Raw genomic sequence first — 14,110 nt, 5'->3', positions numbered from 1 at the left:
CTCGGCACAGGCACCGCCGTGGGCGCCGGATAGCCGGACCAGGCTCCGCTGTCGCTGCTCAGATGACGAGCGCACATCGCCGGACCGTAGCGGCGTCCACATCCCCGCCCCTGACGTGCTCCCTGGCCTAAAGTCCAGGGATTCCGGCCTGGGCCGTCTGACCCTTCCGGGGGCTTCCTGCTTCAACGCGCTGTGCGGGCACGTGTGCCCCTCTTACCGGCACTCCGCAGGCGTCTCGCGTCTCCACCCGTCCGGCGGCGACGATTCGGCGTCCTTCGAACAGGACGTTACGTGCTGCATTGTGGTCACGGCCGTGGACGGCATGGCACTCGCCACACGTCCACTCCCGGACGTGCAGGGGCTTGCGGCCGTCCCGGAATCCGCAGGCCGAGCAGACTTGAGAGGACGGGAAGGCCCGGTCCACCTCGGCGAAGGTACGGCCGTGCTTGACCGCCTTGTACTCCAGCATGCCGACGAACGCGGACCATCCCGCGTCGTACACGGCCTTGGCGAGCCGGGTGCACCCAAGGCCGGACGCGTCGGTGTCAGCGATTCATTGCTGCGCTTGAGATGACCGCCACCCGCTCTGCCGTCCGCGCTGATCGTCTGGCCTCGTTTCAGGGACAAACATAGGGGAACTCACCCAAATGAGAATATATGGCGCGTCTGTGAGGGGGTTCGGCCCCATGTCGACAGGGACACTTCTGGCAATCGTCATTCCCGTCGTGGTGGTGATCGCCTTGGCGGCCGTCGTGGTTTCGCTCATGCGCCGCCGGAAGCTGCGTGAGCGCTTCGGCCCCGAGTACGCACGCACGATGGAGGACGCGGACAGCCGCACGGCCGGCGAGCGTGAGCTCAGGGCCCGCGAGAAGCGGCATGACGCGCTGGACATCAAGCCGCTGGACAGCGGTGTCAGGGATCGGTACACGCGGGACTGGACCAGCGTGCAGGACGAGTTCGTGGACCGCCCGGAGGACGCCGTGCACGACGCGGACCGCTTGGTGACCTCCCTGATGCACGAGCGCGGCTACCCCACCCAGGACTTCGAGCAACAGCTCAAGGACCTCTCGGTCGAGCACGGCCGCACGCTCGAGCACTATCGGGCCGCCCACGACGTCGACGTGCTCAGCACCCGCCACGAGGCGACCACGGAACAGCTGCGGGGAGCCATGGTGCACTACCGCTCCCTGTTCGACGAGCTGCTCACCGACGGCGGCCAGTCCCGCCGCGCTCCGGCTTGAACGGCGCAGCCAACGGGCCGGAGCCCCGGCGTCCGGGAACGGAGGAGACATGCAACGCGAAGACAGATCAGGTACCGCCACCGCGAGCGGCCTGTCCACCGACGACCTCGCCCAGCCCCGCGACCGGTCCACGCAAGAAGGCGCAACCGGCACCCAGGAGCAGGCCGATGTCCCCACTTTCCCCGGCGAGAGCACGGACACGCCGAGCAAACCCGTTGAAGACGAGACCGCGGAGGCCGACGTCAACACGCAGAGCTCGGGCCGGGGCGCCCAAGCCGAGGAGGACGTCCCGCAGCTCCTCAGCGCAGAGGACGAGGAAGGGTTCCGCACCCGCTGGCAGGAAGTGCAGAACAGGTTCGTCGACGACCCGCGCGACGCCGTGCACACCGCCGACGCCCTCGTCGCCGATGTGATGCAGAGGCTGGCCGCCACCTTCGCCGACCACAAGCAGGAACTGGAAGGGCAGTGGAACCGAGGCGAACGGGCGAACACCGAAGACCTGCGCCTGGCACTGCAGCACTACCGTTCGTTCTTCAACCGCCTGCTGGTCACCTGACACAACGCCGCGACGCAGCTGGGTTCCTGGCTCGCCGCGCTGCGCGGGCACAGGTTCGGGCAGCGGTCGGCCCGGTGCACTTCGTCCGGTGTTCCAGGGTGCTCAGTGGGTCGCTGGACCGGCTGGCTGGGCAGTGCGGCGCTGGGCCCGGATGGCTTCCTCCAGGGCGATGCGGATACCAAGGTTGAGTTCGCCGCAGGACGCCCAGGCGGTGAGGAGTCCGGCGATGCGGAGCAGCGTGATGTTGGTGCGCTGGGAGACTTCCGTCAGCACGGTCCGCGCCTGGTCGGCGGGGAGGCGTCCGAGTGCCATCACGATGCCCACTGCCTGGTCTCTCACCGTGTTCGCGCCGGGGTTTTGCGGCGTGCTCGGTCGCTCTTGCAGCGCCCCCACCTCATGTGCGGTGGCAGCGGTGCGCGGGGTGGTCGTGGTGGCCGGCTGCTCGGAGTCCGGGTCACCCTTTCGGTCGTGGCCGGAGGCCAACAGCTCCCGCATCCGACTTGCCTCCTCGTTGATCTGGACCGATCGCCGGGCTCCTGCCGTGCGCGAAACGGATCGCCCGGGCATGGCAAGAACGGGTTGTCAGGGTTCGCCATGTGGGGATCTGCCTGGCCGGAGGAAATCGCAGCATGCGGGGTGATCCCCTGCTCGACGTGCGCCTCCGGTCCGAAGCACTAGTTCGCGCATGCCCCGCCGTCACGTCAGCAAACATCGCCCCCCAAAGGGCCCCAGCGTCTCTGGGCTTCGCCGGCGGGCTCGGGATCTAAGGCCAAGCTCGTGCAACACGCTGAACTGACAGAGAAGTTGCTCGTGCTTCGTCAGGGGCGGCAATGCCGCCGATCGGCCGGTTCGGGCCCCCTGCGATTCTCCTGAACCGCCGATGTGTGTGAGGAACTGCCGACAGGCGTTGCCGTTGCGTCGCGCCACCGCGGCCTTGGTCGTCGATGAGACCGGTGATACGAAGACCCGGGCCTGCCTCAGCCGGCAGCAGGCCACCCGGTAGGGGTGGATGGCATCCGCCCCCGCCTGATAAGCGTTGCTCCGCAGCGTCGGCAGCGGCCAGGACGCCCAGGGTCGCCAGGACGACCACGACTACCAGGAGCACAAGGACCACGGAGGCGGGCGTGGGGTAGTTCCACAGGACGAGGGCCAGGGCACCGGCCGCGATGACGACGCCCGTGGTCAGGGACCTGTGCATGCGCAGCCACTGTCCGACGGCACCTGGCTTCAGTCCCGTCCGGGCGAGGGCGTGCCCAGCAGTGCGGGTGCTTCGGGCGGCTGCTGTGCGCACGGCGGCGGCACCACGGCCGTGTCCGTACAGATACCCGGCGATCACGGTGAGCAGTGCGGTGAGGAGCACGGTGAAAATGGTTTGCCGGAGGAACCTCACCAGGGTGTCGTAGAGGGCTGCTGCTGCGTCCTGCGACTGGGCTGGCGGAGGCACCGCGTCCAGACAGATCTGGCGGATCACGGCGACTGCGATGAGCAGCACGCACATCATGGCGCCGATGCCGATGCCTGCAGCCATCAGCGCAACCCGGTGTGAGGGTGCCGCCCATATGCCCAGCCCGGCGAGCACAACCACCGCCCAGGGCAACCACGGGGCGACGACGCTGAGCCAGCGGGCAGCATCACGGGCCTCACTCAGATGGTCGTTGTGCACCAGCACGATCGACTTGTGGGCCCCGGGAATGTCCTCCGCCCCGACAAGGGGCACACCGATCAGCTGCTTCTGAAGTTCCTCGATGACAGCGCCGACGTTCAGCGTGATGGTGTCGCCCTTGACCTCGAGCGCTCCGCCTGCCTCCCCGGTGAGAACGTTCGACGCGGCGGTGTGCGCGCCGCGGTTGATGCTGTCCCACGCCTCGGCAAAAGCATCGCTCGTCACCACTCTGGCGACCGTGTAGCGCACGCCGGCCCTCAGCCCGCCCTTGAGCTCTTCATCCAGCGACCTGGCCGCGTCGACAAGGAAGCGGGGTGCATCCTGGTCGGCCAGAGTGTCGGCGAGCGTTTCGGTGACCTTGCGAACGTCAATCTTGTGGACCAGACCATCAGTGGCACGCTCGATGATCAGGTCCTGGACGGCGGGGTCTCTGGCGAGCGGTGCGACCGTCTGCTCATAACGATCTATGTCGGTGACCTCGGAATTTACCCAGGTGGCGACGACGCTGATGGGCGCCATCAGAACAGCCAGGAGGAGGAGCAGGGACGCTCCGCAAAGGCGCAGGCGACGGCTTCGCATCCCATGAGGGCGCCGCAGCCACTCGTCCTCCGCTCGTTCGACATGGCCCGAAGGGCGGTTCAGCTTGTGCCTGCCGTGCTCTGGCGGGCCGGGGGCGGCGGACGAGTCCACGGCGAACTCCCTCCGCGCGCAGTCCTCGGCGCACCACGGCGGTATGCGCCCTGAGGGGCGGATACCGCAGGACCGGCCAGCCCCTGTACCTCCATCGTCGTTCATCGGCAACAAGCACGCAGCCTGCCCAGCAGCTCCCGTACGTTCGCCCCCTGGTCATGACCTGGCTGCCGAACGCTGCCCCGTGGCACTAGCGCCCGGCGCCCGGCCCTTCGAACCGCAGGCGCCAGGCAGGACAGCGACGGCCCGGACACGGCTCGGAGGCACTGCCTCGGTCGCCCCCCGGCTGAAGAGCCCAGACCGGGGCACTCGGTCTCTGCGGCATCAAGAGGCGCCGCTCCCCCGAGGAAAAGAGAAACCCGTGTACATAGGCCTGGGTACCGTCGTCCTCATCATCGTCATCATCGCTGTCGTCATGCTGCTGCGCCGTCGCTGACCCACGCTCGGTGCAGTCCGCGCTGCGCATCCATCTGCCGCCGGCCTGACAGGCCCCCGGAGACGTCAGTGGCGATCGGCACACTGAGCGCCTGGGCACGGGCCCCCCTACGGTCGAGCTGCTCGCCGCCGTGGCGGTGCTGTTGGGCGTCGTCACCCACGTCCGCGGCGCGGCTGCGGCATCCGTCGACGCAGGGCAGCCTGCGCATAGAGCGGTTGACAACCTCAGCGGGGGCACTCGCTCACCACAAGAGGTTGCCAGAACGCGGAGGAACACCATGAGCGCTCCCCTACGAAGCTCCAGCGGAGGTCCTGGGCGGCAGAAACTCCTCGGCATCTATCTCAATGATCATCTGGCGGGTGCGACGGCCGGTGCCGGGCTGGTGCACCGCATGGTCCAGGAGCACGGCGATTCGCCCTGCGGCCAGGAACTGCGGGCCCTGGAGACGGATGTCTTGCAGGACCGGCGGGCCCTGGTGCGGCTGATGAGAGACCTACATGCTCCCGCGAGACACTACAAGGTCTACGGAGCATGGCTGGGCGAGAAGCTCGGACGGGTGAAGCCCAACGGCCGCCTACTGCGCCGCTCCGGCCTCACACTTCTGATCGAACTCGAAGCCATGCGCATGGGCGTGACTGGCAAGGCGCTGCTGTGGCGCTCCCTGCTCGCCGCCTCCCCCGGCGACCCGCGCCTCGACTCCGGCCGGCTGGAAGAACTGCTGCAACGGGCGGAACGGCAACTCGAGGCGGTGGATTCCCTGCACGCCAAGGCCGCCTCCGCACAGCTCACCCCGACAGGTCCACCGTCATCGGCACGGGAAGCCGTTGCACAAGGCACACCCCAGCGGGATCAGGACTGAGCAGGCGGGTGTTCCCCCGGGTGCCATGCGCCGCAGAGGTCGACCGCTGGCGCCACGGCGGCAGACCCAGTACGCATCGGATCAGCGAGGCGCTTCCGCGTCATTGAGGGTCGTCCAGGACAGCCTCGGGATCGGCGATGCCGGCGGCTTCGAGGAAGACGACGAGATCGAGGTCGCTGTACGCGGTGCCCAGGATCTCGTCGCGTCCGTGGCGGTGCACGCTCACTCTCCGACCGCCCGTACGCGAGGGCCGGTGCACGACGATCGGCGCGCGGCTCACGCCTCCAGCCTGCCCCCGTCCCGTTCACGCGGCGAGTCGGCCCCGGCGCTCCGACGGGCCGGGCCGGCGAAGCTGACTGCGAGGTACTGGGTCGCTGGACCGCTGTGTCCGCCGGGTCAGGGTTTGAGGGCTTGGGCGAGGGTGGGGCAGCAGGTGATGATCGTGTCGAGGCCGACGATTTCGACGACCCGTCGGACCGGCTGGCTCAGGGCCGCCATCCGCATCCAGCCGCCCGCCGCGTCGGCATCGCGATGGGCGGCGGCCAGGACGACGGCAGCCACTGCGCCCTCTCCGAAGACCAGCAGATCCCTCACCCCGGTGGCGAGCCTGACCCGCAACCGCCACCAAGCCATGCCTACGCCCATGCGACCGCGATCCTGCGTCTCCTGAAGATCCTCCACATCTGCCTCGGCATCACACTGCTGTCCGGTTGTCGAAGGATGCCCAGCTCAGGAGGGACGCCCTCGACACCCTCTCAGGTACCCTCCTGCGCCGCGGCCCGTGCGGCCAATGAAGCGGGCGCATCACGGGTGCCTGCTCAAGGCAGGAGAAGTACGGGCCGGCGGTCCTGGTCAAGTGCCCGACCGGGAGCAGCGGGATGGGCAATGCTCGTCGGTCTCGGCACCGTCGTCTGGGGCACAGGGAGCGTTGATGGGCCGTCCAGGCGGCGGACTGCCCCGAACGGTGGCGCCACCGTTGGTGCAGCATTGCGATCATGAAATCGTCATGAGCCACTCATTGCATGATCAGACATGCGATACGTGCGCTCTGCGCCGCCACCCTCGTGGCCGCTCCCCTCGCCCTGACCGCAACGCCTGCACAAGCCCTGACGTCCTGTACGGTCAACGGCCGCCCCGTGTCCGGTACGACCGTCAGCGGTACTGCCGGCTCCGACTACATCAGCTGCGGCGCCCTCACCTTGGGCGACAGCGTCAACGGCCTGGGCGGCAGCGACTACATCGTCATCAACGGCATCGTTGCCGGCACCGTCGACGGCGGAGCCGGTGGCGACTCCATCACGGCCAACGCCGGTACCACGGCGACCGGCAAGATCCTCGGCGGAGCCGACGGCGACTTCATCTCCGTCGGCCCGAACGCCGGCACCGTCGACGGCGGACTCGGGTCGGACTACTGCCGCGTCGCTTCCGGTAACCCTCCTATCAACTGCTGACCAGCAGGGGCTCGTTAAGCCGGCCAACTGCGACGCTCAGAGCGGCCAGCAAGCGTGCCACAACACGCGGCGGCCACCCGGCCCGCTGGGTAGCCCTCCGCTGGGTAGCCCTCCGCTGGCCCCCCGCCTGGTGCCTCAACTGCCCCTGCACAGAGCGGCGGTGAACCGCTCCCGTACCGCCCGCTTCCCAGCAGCGAACCTTCGGAAGGGACCGCGCCAGCGGGTCCTCCGGAGTCTTCGGCCGGTGTCCCGGTGGCACGCGTCCGGGGGCAACAGTGCCCCAGCTCCGGGAGCGGACCGTACGGACGACAACCGCAGCCCCAAGGTCCCGCCGGGAAAGCGTGCGATCGGGGGTTACTGCCGACGCCGCCGGGCTATTCGTCGTCCTCGGCCAGGAGGGTGGTGAGTTGGTCGGCGGGCCCAGTCCGGGAGGGTGACCGCGGTGGGGACGGGCTGGTCTGCGCCGCGGCGTCGGCCCTCCTCATCGTGGACGGATTCGATGACCCACCGCAGGAAGCCGGGGCCTGAACGATCGCATCCGCGAGCTGCTCGGGCCCGGCGTAGGCGGCGGTGACAGCGTGGGGCAGCTGATTGTTGGTGGCGGCGTGGTCGATGGCGGCCCGGTAATCGCGCGTGGCCTGGAAAGAACGTGTCCTCCATGAGCAATTGAATCAGGGACACTTGAAGGTGGCCGGCGCTCTGGGAAACGTGTGTCAGGCGGAGGCGAAAGCCTCCTCGGGGACGTCGTCGAGGACGAATCCGTTGTCGAGCCGGACGCGGACCGTGACGCGGAGCATCTGTCGCTGGTAGGCGACCCACTGATCTTCCAAGGCCCCTACCTGCTCCTCCAGTTGCTTTCTGCTCGCCGACGGCATCTGGTGGCCGAAGTCGTCGAGGAGCGACTTGAGGCGCAGGTACTCACGGACCTCGTGGCTCTGCTGCCGGTGATGCTCGTCCACACGCTCGACGGTGCCCTCGATGCCTGCTGCCAGGGCCAGAGAGGCGGCGAAGGCACCCGTCTCCTGCGGGGACTCCCCATCCGGGGTCACCGACCCGGCCAACCGGAGATCCGTCGCCAGTCGCACCCGTTGGCCCACGTTCAGCGTCATCGATCCTTCGTCTTCCTCGTCGGTCACCGGAGATCCGGTAGACGTGGCGTCGCAAGGCGTACCGGAGAGAACAGGATCATCCCACCCTCACCTTCGGTCCCGACACGATCGAAGCCCTCGCCGACCCTCGCCTGCGTAACAGCCGCCCGACGGGCGAACAGGAGCCCGAAGACGGTGTTGGACGGTGGCGAGAACAGCTTGGAGAACGTCGAAGGTGAAACGGAGCGGGTGTCGGCGCGGGCGGCGAGGGTGCTGCGGTTCAGCGAGCAGCGCAATGCGCGGGCTGGGACAAGCCAATGCTGGCGCAGGCGGAGGTGGAGACCGTCCAAAGAGAAACGGGGGCCTCCACCTCACAGGTATCCACTGCCTCATGAAGAAAGACAGTTCACTACATGACCAGAAGTGCCACGGTTCCCGCGGCGGCTACCGCGGAGAGAATCACACACAGGCGCATCGTCTTGGCCCAACTCTGCAGCGCGTCCATAACGACTTTGCCGATCTCCTTGTACACTTCCACCTCCCTCCTGGACCGAGAGACGTATGCCTTCTCTTTGTAAAGACCAGACATCTCTCTCGGTAATTTTTGCATGACGAAAGGAGGCGTGCCAAGGGGGTCTTTGTCTGGCGCAATAGGAAACGGGCCTGCACTGAATGGATTATTCAGTGCAAACCCGCCCAAATCCTTTACGGTAGCCGCCGCAAAGGGGATGCCCCTGTCTGTCAACAAGGGGCGTGGATACCTTCTACTCCAGTATCGGCACCGTAGGGCCATCTGCCAAGTGGCAGATGGCTTCTTTCTGTCAGCCGCCATGCTCAGCGCCATGCACCAACGGCATAGTCGGCCGATGCCACATTGCCGTCCGCCATGCGGCTGGCACAGCATCAGGCAGCCACCTGGCATAAAGCGAACTGGCACCTGCTCACCCGTCAACCGTTGGACGCATTCCCTTGGCGGCCGCACGGTGCATACCCGCCCGCCGACCGGCCTCCGACCTGGGGACACACCCTTGTTTCGGCTCAGGCAGCTGCCCGCCTGTGACTGATGTAATCTTTGCCACGCGCATCGCTATATCCGGTGCGCCCCGCATGTCATGCCCACTTTTTCTGCTCCGGAGCTTCCTGATGGACAAGATTCCCAGCCCTCCCCTGACCTGGCTGAAGAGCAGCGCAAGCGGAGGGGGGAACTGCGTTGAGGTTGCAGCCAGTTCCGATGTTCTGCACGTGCGGGATTCGAAAGTCCCAGCAGGCTCCGTCCTGACCTTCCCCGACCATTCCTGGCAGGCATTCCTCAATGGACTGCGGTAAGCATCCGCATCGCGCGCCGGCCTGGTTTCCCGCTATTTTTCGACTCTCGGCACGTCTTCCACTCGGTCCCCGGCGCTGGTACTGGCGTGAACACCGTCCGGAGAAGGCACAGCCGAGCCGACGGGGCTTCCGTCCGACGCGGGCGGTGCCGTCCGGTGCGTCAGCCGCTCCGTGTTCGCTTCGATCAGTGCGACGGCGTCCGTGGCCGGTACCTTGATCTCCAGCTCGTAGAAATTCTCCAGATAGTGGGCGACGGAATCCTCGGAGACTGAATCCCGTCCCTCCACGATGATGGCGTCACTGTGTCGCGCCTGCGTCTCGAGATACAACGCCATGTCCTCGTCCGGTTCGGCGAACTCGAAGATCACGTACGAGGTTGTGAAATAGCGATACAGGCCCAGCTGGAACGGGACCACCCGAAGGGTGATCTTCGGGTGGTCGGCCAGTTCCTTCAGCCGGTTCAGCTGGCGCCGCATCACCGCCGGACGGCCCACCGTCCGCGCAAGCGCCGCCTCATCGATGATGAAGTGCATCTCCGGCCCGTCCGGCCGGAAGAGCCGCTCCTGCCGCTCCAGGCGCAGATCCGCCCGAGGCCCCGCCTGCTCGGGCGGCGAGGTCCACTGCAGAACCTCGCGCGCGTACTCCTCCGTCTGGAGCAGACCGGGCACCAGGTCGGGCTCAAAGTTCCGGATCACCGACGCGGCGTTCTCATACGCGATGGACACCACGAATGCCTGTGGTGCCATGTTCTTGTACGCATCCCACCACGGGCGTTCCTTCGCCGCCCGCGCCATCGACACCATCGTGTCGACCTGCGCCGCGTCCGTCACGTCGTACAGCGCCAGCAGAGCCCGGAGATCCGTGATCGAGATCCCCACCGTTCCCGACTCGATTCGGATGATCTTCGAATGCGACCATTCCAGCTGCTCGGCAACGGCTTTCTGCGTCAGGTGCTTCGACTCCCGTAAGCGCCGTAACTGCTCCCGCAGCCTGCGCCGTTGCAAAGCCGGATCATTCAGCGGCACACCCATCCTCCTGCCACAACGCCATCCGGCAGCACGCCATACCTACGCCTGCAACCTCGCACGCCGCGATACAGCCCACAGCCCAATACACAACAGCCACCTGGAGTTGAGCATCAGGCAGAAAGCCTTCCAGCACAAGCGATTCACCCCACGCCGAACCACTCTCCGCCACCAACTGGCCAACCTCCGTCACGAACGCATCCACACCCGCCACAAGCAATCAGTGCGCCATACCTGCTCCGCTGCAGAGGCTCCCTGCTCCAGCGATCTCCACACGGCCTCCGATAGGTGCCTGCATCGAAGCCGCCCCAGGACTCCGCGCAGTGAAGGACCACGAGGCACCGCCGACTGCGCCTACAAGTCCAGCCGCGGCCTTGCCAGTTGAGGCGGGCCGGCAGGCAGCGGTGCGATGTTCTCCCGCCGTACCAGCCTGCAACCCTGCTCGATCCGCTCCAGGTTCTTCCGCGATGGCGAACGGGCACTGTTCCTCATGCGGGCACAACCCCATTCGTCGGTATGTGAACGAGACGCATGCCGTGTTACCGACCATCCGGATCACGGTGACGTTCACCTGCATCCCCCGTCTATGCCGCGTAGGCGCGAAGTTGACGCACGCCACAGGTCTCGTCGTTGCGGCAACTGGCTGCAGGACCACACCCGCCGGGCAACGCCATCCCACCGGGCATCCGGCCATCACTCGAAAGTGAGTAACAGCCCGACATCAGCGCACGCCAGCCCCGTCCGCGCACCGGAGACGAAAAAAGACCCTGCCCCGCAGAACGGGACAGGGTCTTCGCAGAGCGCCGGGCAGGCCTTGCACCTGCATCTCCCCGCAGGAAGCGGGACGTCTTTCCTTGGACCACCAACGCATCACCAAACCGGCGCGGCTTCCGCCGGTCAGCTCAAGATCAATACTAGCAGGCACGGCGCATCAGTCTCGGTGTCCACTCCCGGACACGCCAGCACTGCTGCGCAGGCTTCGGGCCTGCGGTCCTGATTCCCGTTCCTGCGATTTCAGGCGGCGCCCCGTCGTTCGGGGGATGTCGACAGGCCGCTCCGCTCCTCACGGTCCCACGAGCGAGTCTGAGATCTGCGCATTCCCACAACACGGCGATCGATAGTCGCGGGTGGGATCCCGTCAACTCTGCATGCTCCGGTCCAGCAACGGCTCAGAGGTCTGTGACGGCCATCCGCGGGTCCACGTCGGAGATCATCAGTCGGCCCGGCCGCTGTGTGGCAGCGTCCGGGACGACCGCACGCACCACGGGCTGGTCGCCCTTCTCGATGGTCACCTTCGTGCCGTCGAACTTCGCCGACTTGGCGCGGACGACCGAACGCAGCTTGGCCGCGACGCGGTCGGCGGTCGCCTCGTCCTTGACCACGAGGCAGAGCGTCTCGATGTTCTTGGCGGCGGAGGCAGCCTGCTGGCCGAGGGCGGACAAGCGCACCGGCTTGGTGGAGGTGAGCGGATTGAAGTCGGCACGGTAGACGTCGCCCAGGCACTCGACTGCGCGCCGGTAGTCCTTCTTGTCGGCCAGCGAGGCGCCCTCCTTCGGGTTGACGGCCGCCATGGGGGTGTCGCCCGGGGCGGAGTAGGAGATCTCGTCCTGCGAGACCTGGAACGACACCCCCGTCCCACCGGGATGCGCCCAGGTCCGTCGTCGGCCGTGGCCTGGACGCGGCCAGGATCTGATCCCAAGTACCGTCCACAACCCACCTGATCAGGCGTTTGTGCGCCGTCTGGAAGGAGCCGAGCTCGTCCGGCAGGTCCCGCCACGGCGAACAGGTGCGGTACTGCCACGCGATGGCCTCTAGGGTGCGACGGTGGTCGGCCCAGCGCCGCCCCCGGATCGGCCGGCATCAGCGGCTTGATCCGCTCCCACATCGCATCAGTGACCACTAACCAGATGGACACGTCCAATCAACTGACCAGTTGACCAAAGAGACTTCCCAATGAGGAAGTCAAGCCGCCAGAGTGACTGATGGTGCCGGTTGATAGAACGCTCCGTCACGGATCATCGCCCAGAGAACGTTGGCCCGTCGGCGGGCCAGGGCGAGTACGGCTTGCTTGTGGCCCTTCCCCTCGTGGCGCTTGCGCTGGTAATAGGCCCTCGACGCGGGGCACGACTTGATGCTGGCCATGGAGGAGAGGTAGAAGGCCCGTAGGAGGCCGCGGTGGTAACGGTGGGGACGGCGCATGTTGCCGCTGACGCGTCCAGAGTCCCGTGGGACCGGGGCCAGGCCGGCGAAGCCAGCCAGGCGGTCCGGAGTGCCGAACGCGTCCATGTCGCCACCCGTCGCGGCGATGAACTCGGCGCCGAGCAGGGTGCCCATGCCGGGCATGCTGCGGATGATCTCAGCGTGCGGGTGCTCGCGGAAGCGGGCCTTGATGAGGGCGTCGAGCTCAGCGATCTCCTCGTCGAGGGTGATGATCCCCTTCGCGAGGCGGGCCACCATGGCGGCGGCCAGCTTCTCGCCGGGCAGGGACGCCTGCTGCCCAACAGCTGCCTCGACAGCGGTGGCGGCGATGGCCGCGGCGTTTCTGACCCTGCGGTTCCTGAGCCAGGTCTCGATGCGCTTGACGCCGCTGCGGCGGATCGCGGCCGGGGTCTGGTAAGCGGTCAGGAGTATGACCGGGCCCCTGTTTGTCACTGTCAGGGTTCGCTCCAACGCCGGGAACACCTCCAGGAGTTGGGCTCGCAGGCGGTTGATCTGGCGGGTGCGGTCGCAGACCAGGTCGGTGCGGCGTCGGGTCAGGGTGCGCAGGTCGACCGCGATCTCGTCGCCGGGCCGCAGGCGGCCGAGGTCGTTGCGCATCCGGGCCTGATCAGCGATGACGAAGGCGTCCTTTGCGTCCGTTTTCCCCTGGCCCCGGTAGCCGGCGGATGCCTGGTGCACCGCCAGGCCGGTGAGGTAGGCCATCGGCTGGCCGTGATCGAGCAGCAGTCCGATCAGCAGGGCCGCGCCGCCGTGGTTGATGTCCACCGCCCACAGGACGTCCTCGGACAGTGCGAGCACGTCGGCGATCAGCTCCAGCAGGACCGTCTCGTCGTTCAGGACGCGGCGCGACAGGAGCCGGTTTCCCTGGGCGTCGATCACCACGCAGTGGTGGTGTTCCTTGCCGATGTCCACTCCGGCCCATATCTGGGGCACGGTCACCTCCGCCAGCTCGTCGTTGCGTGACTCCCAGCAGACGACCTCGCCGGCGCTGTCCTACGAAGCGATCAAGTCGCGTATCCCAATTAGCGGTCGAGTCGTCGCGGGGCTCCGGGCGGCCAAGTCTCTTGAGCCATCAGACGGCGACACGCTCACAGCCATACCCAGAACCCCTGGGCTTCCCTGATCCTACGAATGATCAGATCCGGCCCGCTTGAACGGTAGGACACGCTCCAGGTCACGTGCGCCAGCACCTACTGCTCGAGAAGCGGCCCCCGCCGCCGTACCGCCCCAACCACCGCTCAAGTGGCATCGAACAAATGAATCAGGCGCAGGGGTGAAATGGGCCGTATGACGTATGGCGCCTCCGCGACCCCTAGTTGCAGAATCGACATCAACTTGATGGGTGAGCAGGAGGCGACTCGCACTCATAAGGGAAATGGCAGCGCTTCCGAAACTCTGCCGATGACGCAATCAAGAAATGAGCGTTTCCTAATGTTTAACTACGGACAGAACATCAAGGTCACGTGCCCGCATTGCAGGCGCGAGACATGGGTTCGCGACGGCCATAACGACCCGTGCGAACATTGCGGCAGAATCATTCAGACTCGCTGACTGA

Annotated in this window: 15 protein-coding genes and 1 pseudogene; 5 read left to right on the top strand and 11 right to left on the bottom strand. The window is 66.9% G+C overall.

The window, feature by feature from the left end; translation table 11 throughout:
* Positions 1-127: 127 nt before the first annotated feature.
* Complete coding sequence (locus tag OG788_RS45770; protein ID WP_406368527.1) at positions 128-502, bottom strand: RNA-guided endonuclease InsQ/TnpB family protein; 375 nt, start codon at positions 500-502, stop codon at positions 128-130.
* Between the two features lie 184 nt (positions 503-686).
* On the opposite strand from OG788_RS45770, the gene OG788_RS45765 reads away from it, so the two are divergent.
* Both OG788_RS45765 and OG788_RS45760 read left to right on the top strand, forming a co-directional pair.
* Positions 687-1,241: a hypothetical protein gene (locus OG788_RS45765; protein WP_406368528.1), complete on the top strand. Its 555-nt coding sequence runs from the start codon at positions 687-689 to the stop codon at positions 1,239-1,241.
* Positions 1,242-1,290: 49 nt separating this feature from the next.
* Positions 1,291-1,797, top strand: coding sequence for a hypothetical protein (locus tag OG788_RS45760; RefSeq protein ID WP_406368529.1), 507 nt, complete (start codon positions 1,291-1,293; stop codon positions 1,795-1,797).
* Between the two features lie 102 nt (positions 1,798-1,899).
* Here OG788_RS45760 and OG788_RS45755 read toward each other — a convergent pair whose 3' ends face one another.
* Positions 1,900-2,292 (bottom strand): ANTAR domain-containing protein, encoded by a 393-nt coding sequence (locus OG788_RS45755; protein WP_406368530.1) that lies wholly within the window; start codon positions 2,290-2,292, stop codon positions 1,900-1,902.
* A gap of 268 nt (positions 2,293-2,560) precedes the next feature.
* Positions 2,561-3,979, bottom strand: a complete 1,419-nt coding sequence (locus OG788_RS45750; protein WP_406368532.1) for a hypothetical protein — start codon at positions 3,977-3,979, stop codon at positions 2,561-2,563.
* Between the two features lie 884 nt (positions 3,980-4,863).
* Here OG788_RS45750 and OG788_RS45745 point away from each other — a divergent pair.
* Positions 4,864-5,445 carry a hypothetical protein gene (locus OG788_RS45745; RefSeq protein ID WP_406368533.1) on the top strand — a complete coding sequence of 194 codons (582 nt, stop codon included), beginning with the start codon at positions 4,864-4,866 and terminating at the stop codon, positions 5,443-5,445.
* Positions 5,446-5,545: 100 nt separating this feature from the next.
* Here OG788_RS45745 and OG788_RS45740 read toward each other — a convergent pair whose 3' ends face one another.
* Together OG788_RS45740 and OG788_RS45735 are read right to left on the bottom strand one after the other, a co-directional pair.
* Positions 5,546-5,725 (bottom strand): hypothetical protein, encoded by a 180-nt coding sequence (locus OG788_RS45740; RefSeq protein WP_406368534.1) that lies wholly within the window; start codon positions 5,723-5,725, stop codon positions 5,546-5,548.
* A 116-nt stretch (positions 5,726-5,841) separates the two neighbouring features.
* Entirely contained in the window at positions 5,842-6,090 is a 249-nt protein-coding gene (locus tag OG788_RS45735; RefSeq protein ID WP_406368535.1) for a hypothetical protein, read from the bottom strand.
* A gap of 377 nt (positions 6,091-6,467) precedes the next feature.
* On the opposite strand from OG788_RS45735, the gene OG788_RS45730 reads away from it, so the two are divergent.
* Entirely contained in the window at positions 6,468-6,896 is a 429-nt protein-coding gene (locus tag OG788_RS45730; protein ID WP_406368536.1) for a hypothetical protein, read from the top strand.
* 713 nt (positions 6,897-7,609) lie between these two features.
* Here OG788_RS45730 and OG788_RS45725 read toward each other — a convergent pair.
* Positions 7,610-8,032 (bottom strand): hypothetical protein, encoded by a 423-nt coding sequence (locus tag OG788_RS45725; RefSeq protein ID WP_406368537.1) that lies wholly within the window; start codon positions 8,030-8,032, stop codon positions 7,610-7,612.
* Positions 8,033-8,393: 361 nt separating this feature from the next.
* Positions 8,394-8,516, bottom strand: a complete 123-nt coding sequence (locus OG788_RS45720; protein ID WP_351556743.1) for a hypothetical protein — start codon at positions 8,514-8,516, stop codon at positions 8,394-8,396.
* A 575-nt stretch (positions 8,517-9,091) separates the two neighbouring features.
* Between OG788_RS45720 and OG788_RS45715 the strand changes: the two genes are divergently transcribed.
* Complete coding sequence (locus OG788_RS45715) at positions 9,092-9,310, top strand: DUF397 domain-containing protein (RefSeq protein WP_406377023.1); 219 nt, start codon at positions 9,092-9,094, stop codon at positions 9,308-9,310.
* 32 nt (positions 9,311-9,342) lie between these two features.
* On the opposite strand, the gene OG788_RS45710 is transcribed toward OG788_RS45715, so the two are convergent.
* From OG788_RS45710 to OG788_RS45695, 4 genes and pseudogenes are all read right to left on the bottom strand, one after another.
* Positions 9,343-10,335 carry a helix-turn-helix domain-containing protein gene (locus OG788_RS45710; RefSeq protein ID WP_406368539.1) on the bottom strand — a complete coding sequence of 331 codons (993 nt, stop codon included), beginning with the start codon at positions 10,333-10,335 and terminating at the stop codon, positions 9,343-9,345.
* Between the two features lie 1,169 nt (positions 10,336-11,504).
* Positions 11,505-11,963, bottom strand: coding sequence for a hypothetical protein (locus OG788_RS45705; RefSeq protein ID WP_406368541.1), 459 nt, complete (start codon positions 11,961-11,963; stop codon positions 11,505-11,507).
* Positions 11,964-12,012: 49 nt separating this feature from the next.
* Positions 12,013-12,250, bottom strand: a pseudogene (locus OG788_RS45700) (transposase); the annotation flags it as partial.
* 47 nt (positions 12,251-12,297) lie between these two features.
* Positions 12,298-13,494: an IS110 family transposase gene (locus OG788_RS45695; RefSeq protein ID WP_406368542.1), complete on the bottom strand. Its 1,197-nt coding sequence runs from the start codon at positions 13,492-13,494 to the stop codon at positions 12,298-12,300.
* Between the last annotated feature and the right edge of the window lie 616 nt (positions 13,495-14,110).

The organism is Streptomyces sp. NBC_00647 (assembly GCF_045207245.1).
Classification (GTDB): Bacteria; Actinomycetota; Actinomycetes; order Streptomycetales; family Streptomycetaceae; genus Streptomyces.
This window is presented reverse-complemented; position numbering and strand designations above follow the sequence as displayed.

Coding starts and splice junctions, on each gene's coding strand:
- OG788_RS45760 (WP_406368529.1), top strand. CDS start 1,291: ATGCAACGCGAAGACAGATCAGGTACCGCCACCGCGAGCGGCCTGTCC.
- OG788_RS45750 (WP_406368532.1), bottom strand. CDS start 3,979: ATGGCGCCCATCAGCGTCGTCGCCACCTGGGTAAATTCCGAGGTCACC.
- OG788_RS45730 (WP_406368536.1), top strand. CDS start 6,468: ATGATCAGACATGCGATACGTGCGCTCTGCGCCGCCACCCTCGTGGCC.
- OG788_RS45755 (WP_406368530.1), bottom strand. CDS start 2,292: ATGCGGGAGCTGTTGGCCTCCGGCCACGACCGAAAGGGTGACCCGGAC.
- OG788_RS45765 (WP_406368528.1), top strand. CDS start 687: ATGTCGACAGGGACACTTCTGGCAATCGTCATTCCCGTCGTGGTGGTG.
- OG788_RS45715 (WP_406377023.1), top strand. CDS start 9,092: ATGTCATGCCCACTTTTTCTGCTCCGGAGCTTCCTGATGGACAAGATT.
- OG788_RS45735 (WP_406368535.1), bottom strand. CDS start 6,090: ATGGGCGTAGGCATGGCTTGGTGGCGGTTGCGGGTCAGGCTCGCCACC.
- OG788_RS45745 (WP_406368533.1), top strand. CDS start 4,864: ATGAGCGCTCCCCTACGAAGCTCCAGCGGAGGTCCTGGGCGGCAGAAA.